Annotated in this window: 18 protein-coding genes, 2 tRNA genes and 1 pseudogene; 7 read left to right on the top strand and 14 right to left on the bottom strand. The window is 60.7% G+C overall.

Going from position 1 to position 21,294, the window contains the following annotated elements; all coding sequences use genetic code 11:
- Entirely contained in the window at window positions 1-915 is a 915-nt protein-coding gene (locus tag IMX18_RS00260; protein WP_013974411.1) for an ABC transporter permease subunit, read from the bottom strand.
- A 156-nt stretch (window positions 916-1,071) separates the two neighbouring features.
- Window positions 1,072-2,208, bottom strand: a complete 1,137-nt coding sequence (locus IMX18_RS00255; protein ID WP_015271988.1) for a branched-chain amino acid ABC transporter substrate-binding protein — start codon at window positions 2,206-2,208, stop codon at window positions 1,072-1,074.
- A gap of 524 nt (window positions 2,209-2,732) precedes the next feature.
- On the opposite strand from IMX18_RS00255, the gene pncB reads away from it, so the two are divergent.
- Window positions 2,733-3,938 carry a nicotinate phosphoribosyltransferase gene (pncB, locus tag IMX18_RS00250; protein WP_015271989.1) on the top strand — a complete coding sequence of 402 codons (1,206 nt, stop codon included), beginning with the start codon at window positions 2,733-2,735 and terminating at the stop codon, window positions 3,936-3,938.
- A gap of 3 nt (window positions 3,939-3,941) precedes the next feature.
- The gene (gene nadE / locus IMX18_RS00245) at window positions 3,942-4,769 is read left to right on the top strand and encodes an ammonia-dependent NAD(+) synthetase (RefSeq protein WP_013974414.1); all 828 of its coding nucleotides are present in this window, start codon (window positions 3,942-3,944) and stop codon (window positions 4,767-4,769) included.
- Window positions 4,770-4,849: 80 nt separating this feature from the next.
- Here nadE and azu read toward each other — a convergent pair whose 3' ends face one another.
- Window positions 4,850-5,299 (bottom strand): azurin, encoded by a 450-nt coding sequence (azu, locus tag IMX18_RS00240; RefSeq protein WP_015271990.1) that lies wholly within the window; start codon window positions 5,297-5,299, stop codon window positions 4,850-4,852.
- A 349-nt stretch (window positions 5,300-5,648) separates the two neighbouring features.
- Here azu and IMX18_RS00235 point away from each other — a divergent pair, with 349 nt between their 5' ends.
- Window positions 5,649-6,236, top strand: coding sequence for a cytokinin riboside 5'-monophosphate phosphoribohydrolase (locus IMX18_RS00235; RefSeq protein ID WP_054572151.1), 588 nt, complete (start codon window positions 5,649-5,651; stop codon window positions 6,234-6,236).
- 155 nt (window positions 6,237-6,391) lie between these two features.
- Here IMX18_RS00235 and IMX18_RS00230 read toward each other — a convergent pair whose 3' ends face one another.
- The 8 genes from IMX18_RS00230 to rnr all read right to left on the bottom strand — a co-directional run bounded on the left by IMX18_RS00230 (window position 6,392) and on the right by rnr (window position 15,993).
- Window positions 6,392-8,692 carry a YgiQ family radical SAM protein gene (locus IMX18_RS00230; RefSeq protein WP_013974417.1) on the bottom strand — a complete coding sequence of 767 codons (2,301 nt, stop codon included), beginning with the start codon at window positions 8,690-8,692 and terminating at the stop codon, window positions 6,392-6,394.
- Between the two features lie 116 nt (window positions 8,693-8,808).
- Window positions 8,809-10,206, bottom strand: coding sequence for a replicative DNA helicase (gene dnaB / locus IMX18_RS00225; protein ID WP_015271992.1), 1,398 nt, complete (start codon window positions 10,204-10,206; stop codon window positions 8,809-8,811).
- A 113-nt stretch (window positions 10,207-10,319) separates the two neighbouring features.
- Window positions 10,320-10,766 carry a 50S ribosomal protein L9 gene (rplI, locus tag IMX18_RS00220; RefSeq protein ID WP_003249568.1) on the bottom strand — a complete coding sequence of 149 codons (447 nt, stop codon included), beginning with the start codon at window positions 10,764-10,766 and terminating at the stop codon, window positions 10,320-10,322.
- Window positions 10,767-10,786: 20 nt separating this feature from the next.
- Window positions 10,787-11,650 (bottom strand): hypothetical protein, encoded by an 864-nt coding sequence (locus tag IMX18_RS00215; RefSeq protein WP_003259010.1) that lies wholly within the window; start codon window positions 11,648-11,650, stop codon window positions 10,787-10,789.
- A 33-nt stretch (window positions 11,651-11,683) separates the two neighbouring features.
- Window positions 11,684-11,914: a 30S ribosomal protein S18 gene (gene rpsR / locus IMX18_RS00210; protein ID WP_003249563.1), complete on the bottom strand. Its 231-nt coding sequence runs from the start codon at window positions 11,912-11,914 to the stop codon at window positions 11,684-11,686.
- Between the two features lie 28 nt (window positions 11,915-11,942).
- Complete coding sequence (rpsF, locus tag IMX18_RS00205) at window positions 11,943-12,368, bottom strand: 30S ribosomal protein S6 (RefSeq protein WP_013974420.1); 426 nt, start codon at window positions 12,366-12,368, stop codon at window positions 11,943-11,945.
- A 305-nt stretch (window positions 12,369-12,673) separates the two neighbouring features.
- The gene (gene rlmB, locus IMX18_RS00200) at window positions 12,674-13,420 is read right to left on the bottom strand and encodes a 23S rRNA (guanosine(2251)-2'-O)-methyltransferase RlmB (protein WP_003259007.1); all 747 of its coding nucleotides are present in this window, start codon (window positions 13,418-13,420) and stop codon (window positions 12,674-12,676) included.
- On the bottom strand, window positions 13,417-15,993 hold the full coding sequence (gene rnr / locus IMX18_RS00195; RefSeq protein WP_039613525.1) for a ribonuclease R: 2,577 nt from the start codon (window positions 15,991-15,993) through the stop codon (window positions 13,417-13,419). Before rnr ends, rlmB begins: the two co-directional genes overlap by 4 nt.
- A 271-nt stretch (window positions 15,994-16,264) precedes the next feature.
- Between rnr and IMX18_RS00190 the strand changes: the two genes are divergently transcribed.
- From IMX18_RS00190 to IMX18_RS00175, 4 genes are all read left to right on the top strand, one after another.
- Window positions 16,265-16,351, top strand: a tRNA-Leu gene (locus IMX18_RS00190).
- Between the two features lie 88 nt (window positions 16,352-16,439).
- Window positions 16,440-16,526 (top strand) — tRNA-Leu (locus IMX18_RS00185).
- A gap of 315 nt (window positions 16,527-16,841) precedes the next feature.
- Complete coding sequence (locus IMX18_RS00180; protein ID WP_054572153.1) at window positions 16,842-17,855, top strand: extracellular solute-binding protein; 1,014 nt, start codon at window positions 16,842-16,844, stop codon at window positions 17,853-17,855.
- Window positions 17,855-19,420 carry an ABC transporter permease gene (locus IMX18_RS00175; RefSeq protein WP_100413370.1) on the top strand — a complete coding sequence of 522 codons (1,566 nt, stop codon included), beginning with the start codon at window positions 17,855-17,857 and terminating at the stop codon, window positions 19,418-19,420. The genes IMX18_RS00180 and IMX18_RS00175 overlap by 1 nt, the downstream gene beginning before the upstream one ends.
- A gap of 50 nt (window positions 19,421-19,470) precedes the next feature.
- On the opposite strand, the gene IMX18_RS00170 is transcribed toward IMX18_RS00175, so the two are convergent.
- The 3 genes and pseudogenes from IMX18_RS00170 to IMX18_RS27875 all read right to left on the bottom strand — a co-directional run.
- On the bottom strand, window positions 19,471-20,127 hold the full coding sequence (locus IMX18_RS00170; RefSeq protein ID WP_100413371.1) for a Bax inhibitor-1 family protein: 657 nt from the start codon (window positions 20,125-20,127) through the stop codon (window positions 19,471-19,473).
- Window positions 20,128-20,355: 228 nt separating this feature from the next.
- Window positions 20,356-20,730, bottom strand: a complete 375-nt coding sequence (locus IMX18_RS00165; protein WP_054572154.1) for a hypothetical protein — start codon at window positions 20,728-20,730, stop codon at window positions 20,356-20,358.
- Window positions 20,731-20,853: 123 nt separating this feature from the next.
- Window positions 20,854-21,273 (bottom strand): annotated as a pseudogene (locus IMX18_RS27875) (hypothetical protein); the annotation flags it as partial.
- Window positions 21,274-21,294 lie beyond the last annotated feature (21 nt).

Raw genomic sequence — 21,294 nt, 5'->3', positions numbered from 1 at the left:
TCACACCTTAGCCACGAGCGGGCGACCCAGCAGGCCTTGTGGGCGGAAGATAAGGATCATCACTAGCAGCGAGAAGCTGAACACGTCCTTGTAGTCGGAGTTGATCAGGCCGGAGAACAGCGACTCGGAAATGCCCAGGATGATCCCGCCGAGCATGGCGCCTGGCAGCGAGCCGATACCGCCGAGCACCGCGGCGGTAAACGCCTTGATGCCGATGATGAAGCCGGCGTAGAAGTCGAAGGTGCCGTAGTTCATGGTGATCAGCACGCCGGCCAGGGCAGCCATAACCGCACCGATGACGAACACGTAGGAAATCACCCGGTCGGTGTTGATGCCCAGGATCGAGGCCATCTTGCGGTCTTGCTGGGTGGCACGGCACATGCGGCCGAGCTTGGTGTACTTGATCACATAGGTGAGCAGGCCCATGCCAACGAAGGCTGCCACCAGGATGAAGATCTTGGTGTAGGTAAGTTGCACGAAGCCGGTGCCCACTTCGACACGCCAGGCGCCTTCCAGCAGGGTTGGCACGCCTTGCTGGCGGGCGCCCTGGCTGATCTGCGCGTAGTTCTGCAGGATCAGCGAGATGCCGATGGCACTGATCAGAGGTGCCAGGCGGGTGGAGTTGCGCAGGGGTTTGTAGGCGATGCGTTCGATGGTGAAGCCGTACACGCCGGTGACGACGATGGTGAACAACAGGGTGCCCAGCATCAACAGGGGGAACGACTCGATACCGAAATAAGCCAGCAATGCCAGGCTGATCGCCGCGAGGTACGCGGAAATCATGTACACCTCGCCGTGCGCGAAGTTGATCATGCCGATGATGCCATAGACCATTGTGTAGCCGATGGCGATCAGGCCATAGACCGACCCGAGGGTCAGGCCGTTGACCAGTTGCTGCAGGAAAATACCATCCATAACGCAATCTCACCTGATTGAGATTGCACGAGCGCCGACCACGGCGGGCCTGGAACAGGCGGCCCTCGCAGCGCAGTACTGTGCAGATCTACGGATAAAGACAGGTACCGCGGGGCTTTGGCCCGGGGGCTGACGCGCCCGGGCCGTGGGCCGTTGTTATTTTTGTTTTTCCAGCTGGTGGTACTTGCCTTGGGCATCCCACTGGTAGACCACGTAGTCGGACACGGTCAGGTCACCCTTCGAGTCCCACTTTTTCTCGCCCATGACGGTCTGCACCGGGTTGGCCTTGAGCCACTTGGCAGCGTCCTCGCCCTTGTTCGACTTGGCGCCGTTGAACGCGGCAGCCAGGGCCTGCAGCGAGGCATAGGCGTACAGGGTGTAGCCTTCAGGTTCGGTACCGGCCTTGCGGAACTCCTCCACTACCGCCTTGCTGTCCGGGAGCAGGCGCGGGTCGGCGCCGAAGGTCATGTACACGCCATCGACGTATTGCGCGCCGCCAGCGGTGGACACCAGTTCGTCGGTGACGATGCCGTCATCGGACATGAACTTGACGTCCTTCAGGCCCTGCTCGCGCAACTGGCGTACCAGCGGGCCGGCTTCCGGGTGCAGGCCGCCGAAGTAGACAACGTCGGCACCGGTGGAACGGATCTTGGTGACCACGGCACTGAAGTCCTTCTCGCCGCGGGTCAGGCCTTCGTACAGCACCGGCTTGACGCCGCGTTTTTCCAGCTGTGCCTTGGTCGCGTCGGCCAGGCCTTGGCCGTAGGTGTCCTTGTCGTGCAGCACCGCGACTTTCTTGCCCTTGAGCACGTCGACGATGTAATCGCCGGCGACGATGCCCTGTTGGTCGTCACGGCCGCACATGCGGAACATGGCGCCCAGACCGCGCTCGGTAACCTGTGGGTTGGTGGAGCCCGGGGTGATGGCGATGACGCCAGCCTCGTCATACACCTCGGAGGCCGGGATGGTGTTGGAAGAACAGAAGTGGCCTACCACGCCAATCACCTTGTCCTGATCGACCAGGCGGTTGGCCACGGCCACGGCCTGTTTCGGCTCGCAGGCGTCATCGCCCTTGACCAGCACGATTTTCTCGCCATTCACGCCACCGGCGGCGTTGATCTTGTCGGCCGCTGCCTGCGCACCTTTCATGTACTGCTCGCCAAACGCTGCGTTAGCCCCGGTCATCGGGCCCGCTACACCGATCTTGACGTCGGCCTGAACATACGAAGAAACACCCAGTGCCGTAGCTACGGCCAGAGCCAGGAAACCTTTCTTGTAAAACGTCTGCGACATGAGGTGGTGCTCCTAGAGTTTTTTTGGTTGGCACTACAACTTCTCAGCCCTGTGCTCAGAGCAAGGGCCGTGCCATAGGTTTTGTCTTCCGGCAAAACACACTGCGCAGGTTGCCTGCAGGCGACCGACGGCCTTTTCTTTATTGAGCGTGCAACCGTCTGCCACGCGGCAGGCGCCACCAGACGTACAGACAAGGAGCAACCGTCGAGTGCCATCATTGCAACCCTGGCAAGTGTTTACGTGCAACCACCCTGTAACAGCGGACGTCACCGAACTGCACACAGCTGGTGCGCGACTGCTACAGGCGGCACCGTTTCAAGGCTAGCTGGTGCACGAAAAAACACCTCTGTTTTGGCAGTTCCGGCCCTATCGCCGGCAAGCCAGCTCCTACAGGAACACTGCAAATTCCGGCCCTGTGGGTTACTTGTGGGAGCTGGCTTGCCGTCGATAAGGCCGTAACAGGCACAACAAGGCCAAAAAGGCTGGCACAATGTCCGCCATTCGCCGCTTCCGGAGCCCCATTGATGAGCGAGAGCGCATTCGCCGAGCGCATCGTGCACAACCTGCTCGACACCGACTTCTACAAACTCACCATGATGCAGGGCGTGCTGCACAACTACCCGGATGCCGACGTCGAATGGGAATTCCGCTGTCGCAACGGCGAGGACCTGCGCCCATACCTCGGCGAGATCCGCAACCAGCTAGAACTGCTCAGCGACCTCACCCTGGATGATGGCCAGCTGGCCTTTCTCGAACGCATCAGCTTTCTCAAGCCAGATTTCCTGCGCTTTCTGCGCCTGTTCCGCTTCAACCTGCGCTACGTACGCCTGGGGATAGAAAACGACCAGCTGTTCCTGCGCCTGAAAGGTCCATGGCTGCATGTGATCCTGTTCGAAGTGCCGCTGCTGGCGATCATCAGCGAAGTGCGCAACCGCCACCTGCACCCGCGCATGCGCCTGGCCGAGGCCCGCGACCAGCTATACCGCAAGTTCGACTGGCTGCGCGCGCATGCCAACGAAGATGAACTGGCCGAACTGCAGGTGGCCGACTTCGGCACCCGCCGGCGCTTTTCCAGCCGCGTGCAGGAAGAAGTGGTGCGCGTGCTGCGCGACGATTTCCCGGGCCGCTTCGTCGGTACCAGCAACGTCGACCTGGCATGGAAACTGGATATCAAGCCGCTGGGTACCATGGCTCATGAATGGATCATGGCCCACCAGCAACTCGGCCCGCGACTGATCGACAGCCAGATCGCCGCGCTGGACTGCTGGGTGCGCGAGTACCGCGGCCTGCTCGGTATCGCCCTGACCGACTGCATCACCATGGATGCCTTCCTTGGCGATTTCGACCTGTACTTCGCCAAGCTGTTCGACGGCCTGCGCCACGACTCGGGCGAACCGGTGGCCTGGGCGGAAAAAGCCATTGCCCATTACCAGAAACTGGGTATCGACCCGATGACCAAGACCCTGGTGTTTTCCGACGGTCTCAACCTGACCCGCTCGCTGGAAATCTTCCGAGCCCTGCGCGGTCGCATCAACGTCAGCTTTGGCATCGGCACCAACCTGACTTGTGACATCCCGGGTGTGGCCCCGATGAGCATCGTGCTTAAAATGACCGACTGCAACGGCGCACCGGTAGCCAAGATCTCGGACGAAGCCGCCAAGACCCAATGCCGCGACGAGAACTTCGTCGCCTACATGCGCCATGTATTCAAAGTCCCCAGCAAGGAGTAACCCATGCAAGCGGTTCAGCAAGAGATTGCCCAGGCGCTGAAGGTACAGCCGCCGTTCGCCGACGCCGCCGCGCTCGAGGCCGAAGTCGCCCGGCGCGTGGCGTTCATCAAGGATTGCCTGGCCAACGCCCGGCTCAAGACCCTGGTGCTGGGCATCAGCGGCGGCGTCGACTCACTGACCGCCGCCCTGCTCGCTCAGCGCGCCATCAACGAGCTGCGCGCCGAAACCGGTGACAAGGCCTACACCTTCATCGCCGTACGCCTGCCGTACCAGGTCCAGCATGACGAGCATGACGCCCAGGCGTGCCTGGAAGTGATCAAGGCCGACGAAGTGCACACCGTGGATATCGCCCCGGCAGTACGGGCGCTTGCGGCTGAAGTGGTGGAGTTGAAGAACGGCTCGCCGACGCTGGTGGACTTCGTGGTCGGCAACGTCAAGGCACGCACCCGCATGGTCGCCCAGTACACCATCGCCGGTGCCCGCGCAGGCCTGGTGATCGGCACCGACCACGCCGCCGAGGCAGTGATGGGCTTCTTTACCAAGTTCGGTGATGGTGCCTGCGACCTGGCGCCGCTGAGCGGGCTGGTGAAGAACCAGGTGCGGGCGATTGCGCGCAGCTTCGGTGCGCCGGAGTCACTGGTGGAGAAGGTGCCGACTGCGGACCTGGAAGACCTGGCACCGGGCAAGCCGGACGAAGCCTCCCATGGCGTGACCTACCAGCAGATCGATGCCTTCCTGCATGGGCAGCCGGTTGACCAGGAAGCGTTCGATATCATCGTCGCTACCTACCGCAAGACCCAGCACAAGCGCGAACTGCCGTTCGCCCCTTGATCAGGCTGTAGAAAGACCTGTGGGAGCGGGTTCATCGGGGCGCCGAACCCGCTCCCACAGGGTTCACCGTCAGCATTTGATTACTTGACGACGACCTTGCCCTTCATCATCGAGATGTGGCCCGGGAAGGTGCAGAAGAAGCTGTAGTCGCCACCGGCTTCCAGCTTGGTAGCATCGAACTTCACCTCGGTCTCCTTCTCAGGAGCACCAATCATCTTGGTGTGGGCGATGATCGCGGCGTTGTCAGCCTTGATGTAGTCCTTTTCCAGACCCTGGCTCATGCCTTCGGTGGCAATGCCCTGCATGTCGGCAGTCTTGCTGATCACCAGGTTGTGGCCCATGACGTTCTTCGGCAGGTTACCGGAGTGGGTCAGTTTGACGGTGAATTCCTTGCAGCTCTTGTCGACGGTGATTTCCTTGGTGTTGTAGGACATCTGGTCGGTGGAGTCGACAGTCACCGAGCACTCGGCTGCGAAGACAGAAGCGCTGGCGAGGGTCAGCAGGGATACCGCTACAGCTTTCGCAAACATCATGAATCTCCTTGGCAGGGTTTTATCAATTGCGAGACTGCCTGAAACCGTTCAGCCCCTTGCTGATATGGGTCAAGGGGCTGTCAAGAGGCCAGCCAGTAGAATTGTTCAATGGATTGTATACAACCAATTCAAGGGCACATCATGCCCTTTTATTGGACGATGGGACAACCTCTCATTTAGGAGCAATACGAAATGACCCTTGGTAGCCTGATGAACAGCCTGCTGGCGGCCTACGCCCATGGAGCGACCGGCGCCATCTGCGAATTCTCCCGACCGGAGTGAAACCAGCCTTGGAACTGTAGGACATGGGCCTTACCCTGTCAGCCTGAGTGACTGGAGATGAGCAATGCCCGTACGTTCCGTTTGTGTGTTCTGCGGCGCCAGCATTGGTGCCAACCCCGCTTACCGTGAAGCGGCCATCGCGCTGGGCCAGGCGATAGCCCGTCGCGGCCTGACCCTGGTCTATGGCGGCGGCGCAGTTGGCCTGATGGGCACCGTCGCTGACGCGGCCATGGCGGCCGGTGGCGAAGTGATCGGAATCATCCCCGAGAGCCTGATGAATGCCGAAATCGGCCACAAGGGCCTCAGCCGCCTGGAAGTGGTCGACGGCATGCACGCGCGCAAGGCACGCATGGCCGAACTGAGCGACGCCTTTATCGCCCTGCCCGGTGGGCTGGGTACGCTGGAGGAGTTGTTCGAGGTATGGACCTGGGGGCAATTGGGCTATCACGCCAAGCCGCTGGGGCTACTGGATGTGAACGGTTTCTACGAGAAGCTGGGCGGGTTCCTCGACCATATCGTCGAAGAAGGCTTCGTGCGGCAGCAGCATCGGGCGATGTTGCTGCTGGGGCAGCAGCCCGATGAGCTGCTGGACGGGATGGACAGCTTTGTTGCGCCGGTGGCGCCGAAGTGGGTCGACAAGAAGCCTGACTGAAGCTGAGATTTTTAGGACCGCTTTGCGGTCCATCGCGACACAAGGCCGCTCCTACACCGACCGCGAGCCCCCCCGGAATTGTCGGGTTTGCACGGTCATTGTAGGAGCGGCCTTGTGTCGCGATGGGCTGCAAAGCAGCCCCAAGAATCGCCCAGTTAACGCGGGATCACTGGCTGACGCGGCTTCTTGTTGCCTTTGCCACCCTTGGCCGCTTCCTTGCGCTCCTTGGCCGCCTGCTGGTTACGCGCAAACGCTTCGGCCTTGGCTTTTTCACGCTTGTCCCACGGTTTGCTGCCATCACTGCCACGCGGCGGCAGGCCGGTGTGCTGGGTAAGGACCTTCTGCTCCTTGCCCACCTTGTGGCTACCCGCCGGGGTCGAGTTCTTGCGGCGCGCACTCTGGTAGGTATCGGTCTGCGGCTGGTGCAGCGGGATCAGCTGGTGCTTGCCCGGCCCGATCAGGTCGGCACGGCCCATGCGCTGCAGCGCCTCACGCAGCATCGGCCAGCCCTTCGGATCGTGGTAACGCAAGAACGCCTTGTGCAGACGACGCTGCTCCTCGCTCTTGACGATCTCCACACCTTCGCTCTTGTAGGTCACCTTGCGCAGCGGGTTCTTGCCCGAGTGGTACATGGCCGTGGCCGAAGCCATCGGCGACGGGTAAAACGCCTGCACCTGGTCGGCACGGAAGCCGTTGCCCTTCAGCCACAGGGCCAGGTTCATCATGTCTTCGTCGGTGGTGCCTGGGTGGGCGGCGATGAAGTACGGGATCAGATACTGCTCCTTGCCCGCCTCTTTCGAGAACTTCTCGAACATGCGCTTGAAGCGGTCATAGGTGCCAATACCCGGCTTCATCATCTTGTCCAGCGGGCCACGCTCGGTGTGCTCAGGGGCAATCTTCAGGTAACCACCGACATGGTGGGTGACCAGCTCCTTGACGTACTCCGGCGACTCCACCGCCAGGTCATAACGCAGGCCAGAGGCAATCAGGATCTTCTTCACACCCGGCAGGGCACGAGCCTTGCGGTACAGCTCGATCAGCGAGCTGTGGTCGGTGTTGAGGTTTTCGCAGATGCCCGGGAATACGCACGACGGCTTGCGGCAGTGCTTCTCGATGTCATGGCTCTTGCAGGCGATGCGGTACATGTTGGCAGTCGGGCCGCCAAGGTCGGAGACCACGCCGGTGAAGCCCGGCACCTTGTCACGCATCTCTTCGATTTCGTGCAGGATCGACTCGTGCGAGCGGTTCTGGATGATGCGGCCTTCGTGCTCGGTGATCGAGCAGAAGGTGCAGCCACCGAAGCAGCCACGCATGATGTTCACCGAGAAGCGGATCATCTCGTAGGCCGGAATGCGCTCCTTGCCGTAGGCCGGGTGCGGCACACGGGCATAGGGCATGCCGAACACGTAGTCCATTTCCTCGGTGCTCATGGGGATGGGTGGCGGGTTGAACCACACATCCACTTCGCCATGCTTCTGTACCAGGGCGCGGGCGTTGCCCGGGTTGGTCTCCAGGTGCAGCACCCGGTTGGCATGGGCATAGAGTACCGGGTCGTTACGCACCTTTTCGAACGACGGCAGGCGGATCACCGACTTTTCCCGGGTCATGCTCGGGCTGTCGAGAATCTGTACGACCTTGGCTTCGTTCGGGTCCTCCTGGTCGCCCTTGGCCTGCTCGATGGCACAGGCCTGGGTGTCCTGGGTATTCACGTACGGGTTGATGATCTTGTCGACGCGGCCCGGGCGGTCGATGCGGGTCGAATCGATCTCGTACCAGCCCTGAGGCGTGTCGCGACGCACGAAAGCAGTGCCGCGCACATCGGTGATGGTCTCGATCTTCTCGCCGTTGGACAGGCGCTGAGCCACCTCGACCACCGCGCGCTCGGCGTTGCCGAACAGCAGGATGTCGGCGCTGGCGTCGATAAGGATCGAGTGGCGGACCTTGTCCTGCCAGTAGTCGTAGTGGGCGATGCGGCGCAGCGAAGCCTCGATGCCGCCCAGTACGATCGGCACGTGCTTGTAGGCTTCCTTGCAGCGCTGGCTGTACACCAGGCTGGCACGGTCCGGACGCTTGCCGGCCAGGCCACCAGGGGTGTAGGCGTCGTCGGAGCGGATCTTCTTGTCCGCGGTGTAGCGGTTGATCATCGAGTCCATGTTGCCCGCGGCCACACCGAAGAACAGGTTCGGTTCGCCGAGCTTCATGAAGTCGTCTTTCGACTGCCAGTTCGGCTGGGCGATGATGCCCACGCGGAAGCCCTGTGCCTCCAGCAGGCGGCCGATGATGGCCATGCCGAACGACGGGTGGTCGACGTAGGCATCACCGGTCACGATGATGATGTCGCAGGAATCCCAGCCGAGCAGATCCATCTCCTCCCTGCTCATCGGCAGGAAAGGTGCTGGCCCGAAGCATTCGGCCCAGTACTTGGGATAGTCGTAGAGTGGTTTGGCTGCTTGCATGTCAGTGACCGGTTCTGGTGTGCAGGGAAATCGCGGGCGCGGAATATAGCACAAATTTTGACCAAATCCGACGATGGTTGTCGGATTCATGGCTGGCCGGCGATGAGGCCGGTGGCTTATTCGTCGTCGTCGAAGTTGTACATGCCCGGCGCAAGGTTCTCGAAGCGGGTGTACTTGCCGATGAACGCCAGGCGCACGAAGCCGATGGGGCCGTTACGCTGCTTACCGATGATGATTTCCGCCACGCCCTTGTGCTCGGTCTCAGGGTGGTACACCTCATCGCGGTAGACGAACATGATCACGTCGGCGTCCTGCTCGATCGCACCGGATTCACGCAAGTCAGAGTTCACCGGGCGTTTGTTCGGGCGCTGTTCCAGGGAGCGGTTCAGCTGCGACAGGGCTATGACCGGGCAGTTGAATTCCTTGGCCAAAGCCTTGAGCGAGCGGGAGATCTCGGAAATCTCGTTGGTCCGGTTGTCACCGGCCGAACCCGGGATCTGCATCAGCTGCAGGTAGTCGACCATGATCATGGCGATTTCGCCGTGCTCGCGGGCCAGGCGACGGGTACGCGCGCGCATTTCAGAGGGGCTGATACCGGCAGTATCGTCGATGAAAAGCTTGCGGTCGTTGAGCAGGTTCACAGCCGAGGTCAGGCGCGGCCAGTCATCGTCGTCCAGCTGGCCGGAACGCACCTTGGTCTGGTCGATACGGCCAAGGGACGAGAGCATACGCATGATCAGCGATTCACCTGGCATCTCGAGGGAGAACACCAGTACCGCCTTGTCGGTACGCAGTACGGCGTTTTCCACCAGGTTCATGGCGAAAGTGGTCTTACCCATCGACGGTCGGCCGGCGACGATGATCAGGTCGGCTGGCTGCAGGCCGCTGGTCTTCTCGTCGAGGTCGGTGAAACCGGTCGATACGCCGGTGATGTCACTGTCGGAGTTGAACAGCGTGTCGATGCGGTCGATGGCCATGGTCAACAGTTCGTTGACCCCCACCGGGCCGCCGGTTTTCGGGCGAGCCTCGGCAATCTGGAAGATCTGCCGCTCGGCGTCGTCGAGAATTTCTTCGGCGTTGCGCCCTTGCGGGTTGAACGCGTTGTCGGCGATATCGGTACTGATGCTGATCAGCTGGCGCAGGGTGGCGCGCTCGCGAATGATCGCGGCGTAGGCCTTGATGTTGGCCACCGACGGGGTGTTCTTGGCCAGCTCGGCCAGGTACGCCAACCCACCGACTTGCGAAGAAAGGCCTTCCTTGTCCAACTGCTCGTGCAGGGTCACCACGTCGAATGGCTGGTTGGCGTCGGCCAACTTGTGCACGGCACGGAAGATCAGGCGGTGGTCATGCCGGTAGAAGTCGCCATCCGATACCTGGTCCAGCACCCGCTCCCAGGCGTTGTTGTCCAGCATCAGGCCACCGAGCACGGCCTGTTCGGCCTCGATGGAATGCGGCGGCACCTTCAGGGCTGCGGTTTGCAGGTCAAGCTGTTCGGAAGTGGTGATCTCGTTCATGGCCACGAAAGAATTCTGGAGGATGAAAAAGACAAAGGGCACGGCCTGTCGAAAACAGGACCGTGCCCGATGTTAACCGCCTGCCCCACAAGGAGCCAGACAGTCAGCGCAGCTTAGGCAGCTACGACGACCACGCGTACGGTGGCTTCAACGTCGCTGTGCAGGTGCACGGCTACGTCGTATTCGCCAACCTGACGGATGGTGCCGTTCGGCAGACGAACTTCAGCCTTGGCCACTTCAACGCCGGAGGCGGTCAGGGCGTCAGCGATGTCGTGGGTGCCGATCGAACCGAACAGCTTGCCTTCGTCGCCAGCGGTGGCAGTGATGGTCACTTCCAGCTCGGCCAGTTGGGCAGCGCGGCTTTCAGCCGAAGCTTTCTTGTCAGCAGCTGCTTTTTCCAGCTCGGCGCGACGCTCTTCGAACGCAGCCAGGTTGGCGGCGTTGGCAACGGTGGCCTTGCCGAATGGCAGCAGGAAGTTACGGCCGTAACCAGCCTTAACCTTTACTTTGTCGCCCAGGTTGCCCAGGTTAGCGACTTTTTCCAGCAGGATCAGTTCCATTTGGTAAAACCTCTTAACTTTTAACCTTCACCGTTCGCGGAGTCATTCCCCTTGGGGGACTTGCGACCGCGAAAATCAATCAGGCTGTCGACAATGGCCAGAACCACCAGCAACGGATAAATCAGCTGCATGATCAGCGGCAGCGTCACGTACATGCCCACCAGCCAGAAACCGGCCAGTCGACCCTGTGCCACCAGCCCATGCATCAAGGCGATGCCGGCCAGCACCAGTACCAGGCTCGAGGCCGATGCCAGGACGATGAACTGCGGCCCGATGAACGGGGCCACCACCATCACTGCCACCAAGACCGCCATGGTCTGTTTCGGCAACTTCAGGGCGCGAAACTCGCGACCGAAGCCTCCAGGGTTGTACAACGCTGCCTGCCAGTAGCGCGCCAGCACCAAGGCCAGCACACTGAACAATTGCACCGTCACTGCTGTGGAAGCGACCAGCACAGGGCGGATCAGCTCACCGGAGAGCACCGGCTGCCCCTCGATTTTCGGCATGGCTTCGGCAAAGGCCTTGGCCAGTACATCGAAGGTTTGCGCCAGCGCCAGATCGAGCACGAGGCTGAAAGCCACGGCGAACACGGCACTGACCAGCAACACCCGGCTCCAGGGATGCTCGGCGCGCAACAGCGCAGCCAGGCCCAGGGCACCCGCGATCACCAGAAAGGTGATGGGATCGCCCATGACCCACACGGCCAGCCCGGCCAGCAGGCCGCCGGCGATGACCGTTGTAGCATCCTTGAACCCACGCCGCAGCAGCACAAGGCTGCCGGCAGCGGCACTCAACCAGAACAGCAGCGGCAGTACCGCGCTGATGACCACCACCAGGGTGGCCTGCACACGACCGCGCATGATGAAACTTGCTAACGCTCGCATGCTAATCCCTTACTGCTTGTCGACGACCCGGTCTCAGCGGCCGTGGCTGTCGGTGTAGGGCAGCAGGGCCAGGAAGCGGGCGCGCTTGATAGCGGTAGCCAGCTGACGCTGATAACGAGCTTTGGTACCGGTGATACGGCTTGGAACGATCTTGCCGGTTTCGGATACGTAAGCTTTCAGGGTGTTGAGATCTTTGAAGTCGATCTCTTTCACGTCTTCAGCAGTGAAGCGGCAGAATTTACGACGACGGAAGAAACGTGCCATTTAATAGGCTCCTCTAAAGGTCCGTGGATTACTCGTCAGCGTTATCGCTGGAGTCGCTGTCATTGCTGTCGTCGCCGTCGGCGGATTCAGCATGCTCAGGACGCTCACGACGCTCACGGCGCTCGCTGCGGTTTTCTTCAGCCTTCAGCATCTCGGACTGGCCGGTAACGGCTTCGTCACGACGGATGACCAGGTTACGGATAACGGCATCGTTGTAGCGGAAGTTGTCTTCCAGCTCGGCCAGGGCCTTGCCGGTGCACTCAACGTTCAGCATCACGTAGTGAGCCTTGTGAACATTGTTGATTGCGTAGGCCAGTTGACGACGGCCCCAGTCTTCCAGGCGGTGGATCTTGCCACCATCTTCTTCGATCAGCTTGGTGTAACGCTCAACCATGCCGCCGACTTGCTCGCTCTGGTCCGGGTGAACCAGGAAGATGATTTCGTAATGACGCATGAATGCTCCTTACGGGTTAGTAGTCTGCCAGCGAATCTGGTCAGACAAGGAGTGAATGACACTGTATGTCTTGCACGGAGGGGAGGCACATGCGCGCCTGCCAGCTCGGCAAGGGGCGCAATTGTAGAGAAGGCGAGGCGTACAAGCAAGGTGATTGGTGAATATTTGAACAGCCTGAAACACATTACAGACTGCCGGCCCTTTCGCGGGTAAACCCGCTCCCACAGATACCCCACAGGGCTTAGGCCTTGTGCGATCCCTGTGGGAGCGGGTTTACCCGCGAAGAGGCCGGTACAGACTGAAGATCAGCGCTTGGCCTGACGCTGACGCACAGCCTCGAACAGGCACACGCCAGTCGCCACCGACACGTTCAGGCTGCTGACACTACCGCCCATCGGCAACTTCACCAGGAAATCGCAATGCTCGCGGGTCAACCGGCGCATGCCCTTGCCTTCCGCGCCCATGATCATCACCAACGGCCCAGTCAGGTCCTGCTGGTAGATCTCCTGCTCGGCCTCGCCGGCGGTACCTACCACCCACAGGCCACGCTGCTGCAGTTTTTCCAGGGTGCGCGCCAGGTTGGTCACAGCCACAAGCGGGATCACCTCCGCAGCGCCACAGGCCACCTTGCGCACGACCGGTGTCAGGGTTGCGGACTTGTCCTTGGGCACCACCACTGCCGTGGCGCCGGCGGCATCGGCGGTACGCAGGCAGGCGCCAAGGTTGTGCGGGTCGGTCACACCGTCCAGCACCAGGATCAGCGGTGGTGTTTCGGTGCGTTCGAGCAATTCCTCGAGCATCAATTCGCCCCAGACCTGGCTCGGGCTCACCTCGGCGACCACACCCTGGTGCACGCCTTCTACCCAGGCATCCATCTCACGACGCTCGGCCTGGCCGACCGCCACGCGATTTTCCGCGGCCAGCGCCAGCAGCGCCTGCAGGCGCGGCTCGCTGCGCCCTTCCGACAGCCAGATCTGCTTGACCCGCTTCGGATGGTGCTGCAGCAATGCCTGCACGGCGTGCACGCCGTAGATCTTTTCCAGCTGACTCATGACTTGCTCTTGCTCTTGCGTGGCGCGCCGGACTTCGACGGGCCTTTACGGTGCTTGGTCGGCTTGCCGGAGGCCTTGCCGCCCTTTTCCGACTTGCTGCTGGCATGGCCGCCACTGCGCGCCTCGCTCATCAGTGCCTTCTTCATTTCGCGGCTCTTGCGCACTTCGGCGTTACGCTGCACAGCGTCTTTCGGGAAGTACGCCTCGGCGGTCTCGCTCTTGCGGCTGCGCGGCTTCGGTGTGGCCTTGGCCTCGACCGGGGCCTGCTCGGCCTGACCGGCAGCCGGTGCGGCACCACGCTGCTTGCGGCCGATCGGGGCGGCGAGGGTCTTTTCCGACACTTCGAAGTCGATCTTGCGTTCGTCCAGGTCGACGCGCATGACCTTGACCTCGATCGTGTCGCCCAGTCGGAAGCTGCGACCGGTACGCTCGCCAGACAGGCGGTGGTGCACCGGGTCGAAGTGGTAGTAGTCGCCCGGCAGCGCACTGACGTGCACCAGGCCTTCCACATAGATATCGGTCAGCTCGACGAACAGGCCGAAACCGGTTACCGCAGTGATCACACCCGGGAAGGTTTCGCCGACGCGGTCCTTCATGAACTCACACTTGAGCCAGTTGACCACGTCACGGGTGGCTTCATCGGCCCGGCGCTCGGTCATCGAGCACTGCTCGCCGAGCTGCTCGAGAGTGTTCTCGTCGTACGGGTAGATACGCGCCTTGGGAATGCTCATGGCGCCAGCACGCTTGACGTGCGGGGTGTCGACCCTGGAACGGATGATGCTGCGGATGGCGCGGTGCACCAGCAGGTCCGGGTAGCGACGGATCGGCGAGGTGAAGTGGGTGTACGCCTCGTAGTTCAGGCCGAAGTGGCCGTTGTTGTCGGTGCTGTACACCGCCTGGCTCAACGAACGCAGCATCACGGTCTGGATCAGGTGGAAGTCCGGGCGCCCGGCGATGCTCGCCAGCAGTGCCTGGTAATCCTTCGGCGACGGGTCCTTGCCCTTGTGCAGGGTCAGGCCCAGTTCGCCCAGGAAGGCGCGCAGCTTTTCCAGACGCTCCGGCGGCGGGCCGTCGTGCACGCGGTACAGGGCCGGCACGCCATGCTTCTGCAGGAATTCGGCGGTGGCCACGTTGGCCGCCAGCATGCATTCCTCGATCAGCTTATGGGCGTCGTTGCGCACGGTCGGGCGGATTTCCGCGATCTTGCGCTCGTCACCGAAGATGATGCGGGTTTCCTGGGTCTCGAAGTCGATCGCGCCACGGGTGTGACGGGCCTCCACCAGCACCTTGTACAAGTTGTACAGGTTCTTCAGGTCCGGCACGACTGCCTTGTACTCCTCGCGCAGCGCCTTGCCCTCACGGGTGCGGGAGTGCTCGAGCATGCTGCTGACCTTGTTGTAGGTCAGGCGGGCGTGGGAGTGGATGACGCCTTCGTAGAACTGATAGTCGACCATCTGGCCGGCTTTGTTCATGGTCATTTCGCAGACCATGGCCAGGCGATCGACATGCGGGTTCAGCGAGCACAGGCCGTTGGACAGCTCTTCGGGGAGCATCGGTACCACGCGCTCGGGGAAGTACACCGAGTTGCCGCGCTGCTGGGCCTCGACGTCCAGGGCCGAACCCAGGCGCACATAGCTGGACACGTCGGCAATGGCCACATACAGGCGCCAGCCGCCGGAGAACAGGCGCAGCTTGCCCAGCGGTTCGCAATAGACCGCGTCGTCGAAGTCGCGGGCGTCCTCGCCGTCGATGGTGACAAACGGCAGGTGGCGCAGGTCGACGCGCTTCTCCTTGTCCTTCTCTTCGACTTCGGAGCGGAACTTGCGCGCCTCCTTGATCACCTCTTTGGGCCAGACGTGCGGGATATCGTAGCTGCGCAGCGCAACGTCGATTTCCATGCCCGGCGCCATGTAGTTGCCGATGACCTCGACCACATCGCCTTGCGGCTGGAAGCGCGGCGTCGGCCAGTGGGTGATCTTGATCTCGACGAACTGGCCGATCTTGGCCCCGCCGTTACGCCCGGCGGTGACCAGCACTTCCTGCTGGATCTTCGGGTTGTCCGGGGTCACGTAGCCGATACCGCCTTCTTCGAAGTAACGGCCGACCACGCTTTCGTGGGCGCGGGAGATGATTTCGACCAGCACGCCTTCACGGCGGCCACGGCGGTCGACGCCAGAGACGCGGGCCAGGCCGCGGTCACCGTCGAACACCAGGCGCATTTGCGACGGGCTGAGGAACAGATCTTCGCTGCCGTCGTCCGGAATAAGGAAGCCGAAGCCGTCGCGGTGACCGGAGACGCGGCCGCAGATCAGGTCCAGCTTGTCTACCGGGGCATAAGTGCCGCGCCGGGTATAGATAAGCTGGCCATCGCGCTCCATGGCACGCAGGCGGCGGCGCAGGGCTTCGATCTGGTCTTCGTCGTAAAGACCGAACTCGGCCGCCAGCTCCTCGCGTGCGGCCGGTTCGCCACGGTCGGCGAGGCGCTGCAGGATCAGCTCACGGCTGGGAATAGGGTTGTCGTATTTTTCCGCTTCGCGAGCGGCCTCGGGATCGAGGGATTGCCAATCGGCCATCAGAAGGGGTTCACCTTGGGGTATATAGATAGGAATTCTGGCATAGGCGTATTGAAACCGGAAATGTCAGCCTTGGACAGCCCCACCGGCGTGTCTGGCGAGGACGAATAGGCCTGCGGAATCAACAAGTTGAATTTTTTGAAATTTTTTTTGCTTGGGGGGTTTACAGCCCCCCGGACCGTCCGTATAGTGCGCACCACAACGACGGACAACCCCGAAGTTGTAGTAGAGATGAGCGGCGCTGTAAAGCATCAAGTAATCTCGAATGTGTGCCCAGGTGGCGGAATTGGTAGACGCGCTGGTTTCAGGTATCAGTGGCTTAACGGCCGTGGAAGTTCGAGTCTTCTCCTGGGCACCAAATATTTTCAAGTAACAGATGACCAAGGATCTGTTACTACTGTGTGAAAGCGAACGATAGTCGCCTTCTCCAGATGATGTAAAGCTTTGCCCAGGTGGCGGAATTGGTAGACGCGCTGGTTTCAGGTATCAGTGACTTAACGGTCGTGGAAGTTCGAGTCTTCTCCTGGGCACCATACAAAAACCCACTAGCTTGCTAGTGGGTTTTTTCTTGCCTGCGATTTTTGTATCCCTCCTCTTTTCGGTCATAGGTGCAAACCTGTGCTGGCCTCTTCGCGGCTAAAGCCGCTCCCACAGGTATTTCACTCCCCTCAAGACCTGTGATGCACCTGTGGGAGCGGGTTTACCCGCGAAGAGGCCAGCACAGCCAACACACCTTCAGACTCTTGCACCATGGTCTGACCATGAATTTCTCGTCACCCAGCCACTTGAGAAACGATTTCGTTTACCATTGTTTCCAAATATGTAGCCGTAAGCGAGGAAGTACCCGCATGACGATCCGCCCGCAACCGCTGATGCGTACCTTGGCCGCCGCCGTGCTGAGCCTGGTCGTTGGCGCTCCGGCCGCCATGGCAGACGCACCGGTCACCCTGACCATGTACAACGGTCAGCACAAGGAAATCGGCGAGGCCATCGCCAAGGCCTACGAGGCCAAAACCGGCGTCCACATCAATATTCGCAAGGGCAGCAGCAACCAGCTGGCCAGCCAGATCATCGAGGAAGGCGAACGCTCGCCGGCCGACATCATCTACACCGAAGAGTCCCCTCCCCTGAACAACCTGGGCGAACTGGGCCTACTGGCAAAGATCGATGACGCCACCGCGAACATGATGCCCAAGGAGTATGTAGGCGCCAACGGCACCTGGATGGGCATCACCGCCCGTACGCGCATCGTCGTCTTCAACCCGAAGAAGGTCGACGAGAAAGACTTGCCGACCACAGTGATGGACTTTGCCAACCCCGAGTGGGAAGGCCGCGTCGGCTATGTGCCCACCAGCGGCGCCTTCCAGGAACAGGCCGTGGCCATCCTGAAGATGCACGGGCGAGAAGCCACCGAAGAATGGCTGACCGGCCTGAAGGCATTCGGCAAGACCTACACCAACAACATGGTCGCCCTCAAAGCCGTGGAAAAAGGCGAAGTGGCTGCGGTACTGGTGAACAACTACTACTGGTATGCGCTGGAGCGCGAGCGCGGCAAGCTGGACACCAAGCTCTACTACCTGGCCGATGGCGATGCCGGCAACCTGGTCACCATTTCCGGCGCAGCCGTGGTCAAGGCCAGCAAGCACCCGAAAGAAGCCCAGGCCCTGCTCAACTGGATGGCCAGCGAAGAAGGCCAGCGCGTGATCACCCAGACCACCGCCGAGTACCCGCTGCACAAAGGCATGGTCTCCGACCGTGGCCTGAAACCGTTCGAAGACCTGCGCCCGCCGAAGATCTCACCAGCCGACCTGGGCAATGCCGAGGAAGCGATCGAGCTTGAGCGCGAGGTCGGCCTGCTCTGATGACTGCCGCCCTGTCCGAGCCGGTGCCGGTACGCTTCGTACTGCGCCGCAAGCGCCCCTCCGTCTGGGTGGTGCTGCCTGTGCTGTTCCTGGTAGCGATGAGCTTGCTGCCTTTGCTGTACGTTGCCATGAAAGCCTGGGAGGCCGGCTGGCGCGAAGCCTTGCACCTGCTGTGGCGGCCGTTTGTCTGGGGGCTGATGCGCAACACCCTGATGCTGATGGTCGGGGTGACGCTGACCTGCATGGTGGTCGGCTTGGCCCTGGCCTGGCTGCTGGAGCGCAGCAACCTGGCCGGCCGCCGGTTGTGGGGCGTGGTGCTGTGCCTGCCGTTCGCCGTGCCGTCGTTCGTCAGCAGCTTCACCTGGGTGTCGCTGAGCTCGGACTTCGAAGGGCTGGGCGGGGCGATCATGGTCATGGCCCTGTCCAAGTACCCACTGGTGTTCCTGCCGGTGGCCGCGACCCTGCGCAACCTCGATACCTCGCTGGAGGAATCGGCACGTACGCTGGGCTGCAGCCGCTGGGGCGTATTCATCAAGGTCACCCTGCCGCTGCTGTGGCCATCGATGCTGGGCGGCGCGCTGCTGATCGCCCTGCACATGCTGGTGGAGTTCGGCGCTTTGTCGATCCTCGGCTTGCAAACCTTCACCACGGCGATTTACCAGCAGTTCGAACTGGAGTTCAGCAATGCCAACGCGGCCATGCTGTCCGCCGTACTGTTGGCGATGTGCCTGGTGATGCTGTGGCTTGAACTGCGGGTACGCGGCAAAGCCCGTCATGTGCGCATCGGCCAGGGTGTGGCGCGGCGAGCACAACCGGTGCGGCTGCGTGGCTGGGCAGTGCTGGCGCAACTGTTCTGCGTGGGCCTGGCGGTGTTGGGCAGCGGTATTCCGCTGGCCATGCTCGGCTACTGGTTGAGCGTGGGTTCATCGGCGGCATTCCCCGTGGCAGCCATTTCCAAGGCGCTGTTCACCTCGTTGTCGGTGTCGCTGGGTGGTGCCGGTTTCTGCGTGTTGCTAGCCCTGCCAATCAGCTTCCTGGTGGTGCGCTACAAGGGCCGCCTGGCAATCTGGGCCGAGCGCCTGCCATACCTGTTGCACGCCCTGCCCGGCCTGGTGATTGCCCTGACCCTGGTGTTCTTCGCCCTGCATTACGTGCCGGCTCTGTACCAGACCACGGCACTGTTGCTGCTGGCCTATGCGCTGCTGTTCCTGCCGCTGGCGCAGTCGCCGGTGCGCACCGCACTGAACAAGGCTTCACCTACCCTGGAGGAAGCGGCACGGACCTTGGGCGCGAGCAGCTTTGCCGCGTTCTGCCGGGTGACCCTGCCGATCATCTTCCCGGCCATGGCGGCAGCCTTTGCCCTGGTGTTCCTGGATGCCATGAAGGAACTGACAGCTACCTTGCTGCTCAGCCCGACCGGCATGACCACCCTGGCCACCGAGGTGTGGGCGCACACGGCCAACGTCGAGTTCGCGGCGGCAGCGCCTTATGCGGCGTTGTTGATTGTGGTTTCGGGGTTGCCGGTTTATCTGCTTACAACGCGGATGTATTTGAACAAGGCTTGAAAGCTTGCCCAGGCCGCCATGCGGCCTGGGCATTAAGCCACTTGGGCAACTCACTTCTTGGACATGATTCGCAAGACCCGCAGAAACAGATTGATAATGTCTAGATACAGCGATGCAGCGCTGTCTATTGCATTATCCACGGTACGCTCAATCTGGTTCGCACGCCCCCAATCAACCCCGATATAGCCACAGAAGATCAGTGCAGTGATCCAATCCATTACCCCGAGATGGATACCGAATAACCAAACCTGCGCCAATTCAACGAAGATCACAGCTATCAAAGCTATGCATAATGACGCCTTGATGCGCTTGAAGAAGCGGGGGAATACAGACCCCAGCAACATCATGGCAACGGTTAGCAAGACGGTCGCTTGCAAGGCATTCACGATGTTTTCATGTGAGTACTTTGGGAGGACGATGACAAGCAGCAACCCGACCGGAATCACGATCCGGTTGTAGCCGAGGAAACTGTACAACGGCTTTTCAGATTTGAAGATGATCGCGACACCCGCTAACGCGGTGATCAAGTAGCCAACCAGGAACAGCATCATGGGGATGGAACGAACAATATCGGGCGGCACCGTGATTACCAGATACCAGTTGACGAAGAAGCCCCACAGCAGTACTGCGCCGAGGATCAGATTGTAGATGCTCGCCGATATTTTATGATTGGTTCCGAGTCGATTGAAGGTTTCGTTCTCCAGCATGTCTGTTATGCCCCCTGGCGTCTATGCTTGTAAATACTGCCCGCGATAACGTGCGCTCAACGCCACCCGGCTAACCAACTGCTGTTTCGCTGCGGCGGCGCCTTATGCGGCGTTGTTGATCGCGGCATCGGGTTACCGGTGTATTTGCTGACTATACGGATGTATTTGAATAAGGCGGAGAGCGGGTCCAGACTGGTGACCAACCCGGATTTCATTAATATAAACCCGTCATCTCAGAAACCTTATCCAAACACAGAACATAGCCAGCAAGACAAAAAGCAGCACGTGAGCATGCCATAACCAAACCAGTAGTTTTTTAAGGCTTTGAGGGGCATTGCGGACATCTTCACTGTCCAACATACCTTTGCGAATGCAAAAAGCCTTCATTGATAGCATCGCGGAAACTGACCCCAAACGCATAATCTGCCCAAGCATACCAGCACGGGCATACATTGCTTTGCTTCCCACAACCATGGGACTATTTGAGAAGCTTGCCTCGACCTTATCAAGGAAGCGGTATGCAATTACAATCCACGTTCCAAACATTAAAAATGGTGATGCAAACAAACACACTCCGAGCACCGCGACCTGCACATTGGTCATTGCAGCACCTCATATAAAACTTCTCCATGAAACTCGCCACCCATTTCTCCTAACGCCCCACCTACACTACCTCCAGCCACTCCGCCGAGCAACACGCAAGCGACAGTCCCTGCACCTGCTGTGATGCAGTTGATCAATCTCCTCTAGCGTTTTCTTGATAGCCTCAAGATGCTTGTTCCAGGCATCACTGGCTGCACCTGCACCTATAGACGCACGGGTCAACAAGCTCTGCAACAGGTCATAGTTCTCTAGGAAGAATCCATCGATTCCCCCTCCGTTCAACTCGATATCAAGGTGTATCCCAGCCGCCTTACCCATGAGAAAAGCTTCATGACTAGTGCAGGAGGGGGTGCTTGGATCACCCACGATCACGAGTTCGCCAGGGAAAACGACGCTATTGGCAATATGCGCATTCAACACATCAAACTTGACCCGCTGATTGGCCGACATCGGCGTGCCGGCCTTCAGCGACTCATACGATTGCGCCTGGAGATTGCACTTGCTCCACCGCCGCCGGCACCGTGCTGCCCGCGATCGGCGCAAACTCGCCTACCCACACACCAA

The organism is Pseudomonas shirazica (assembly GCF_015168335.1).
Lineage (GTDB): Bacteria > Pseudomonadota > Gammaproteobacteria > Pseudomonadales > Pseudomonadaceae > Aquipseudomonas > Aquipseudomonas asiatica.
Note: the sequence above shows the minus strand (reverse complement) of the source record. Positions and strands in the feature narration are given on the sequence as shown.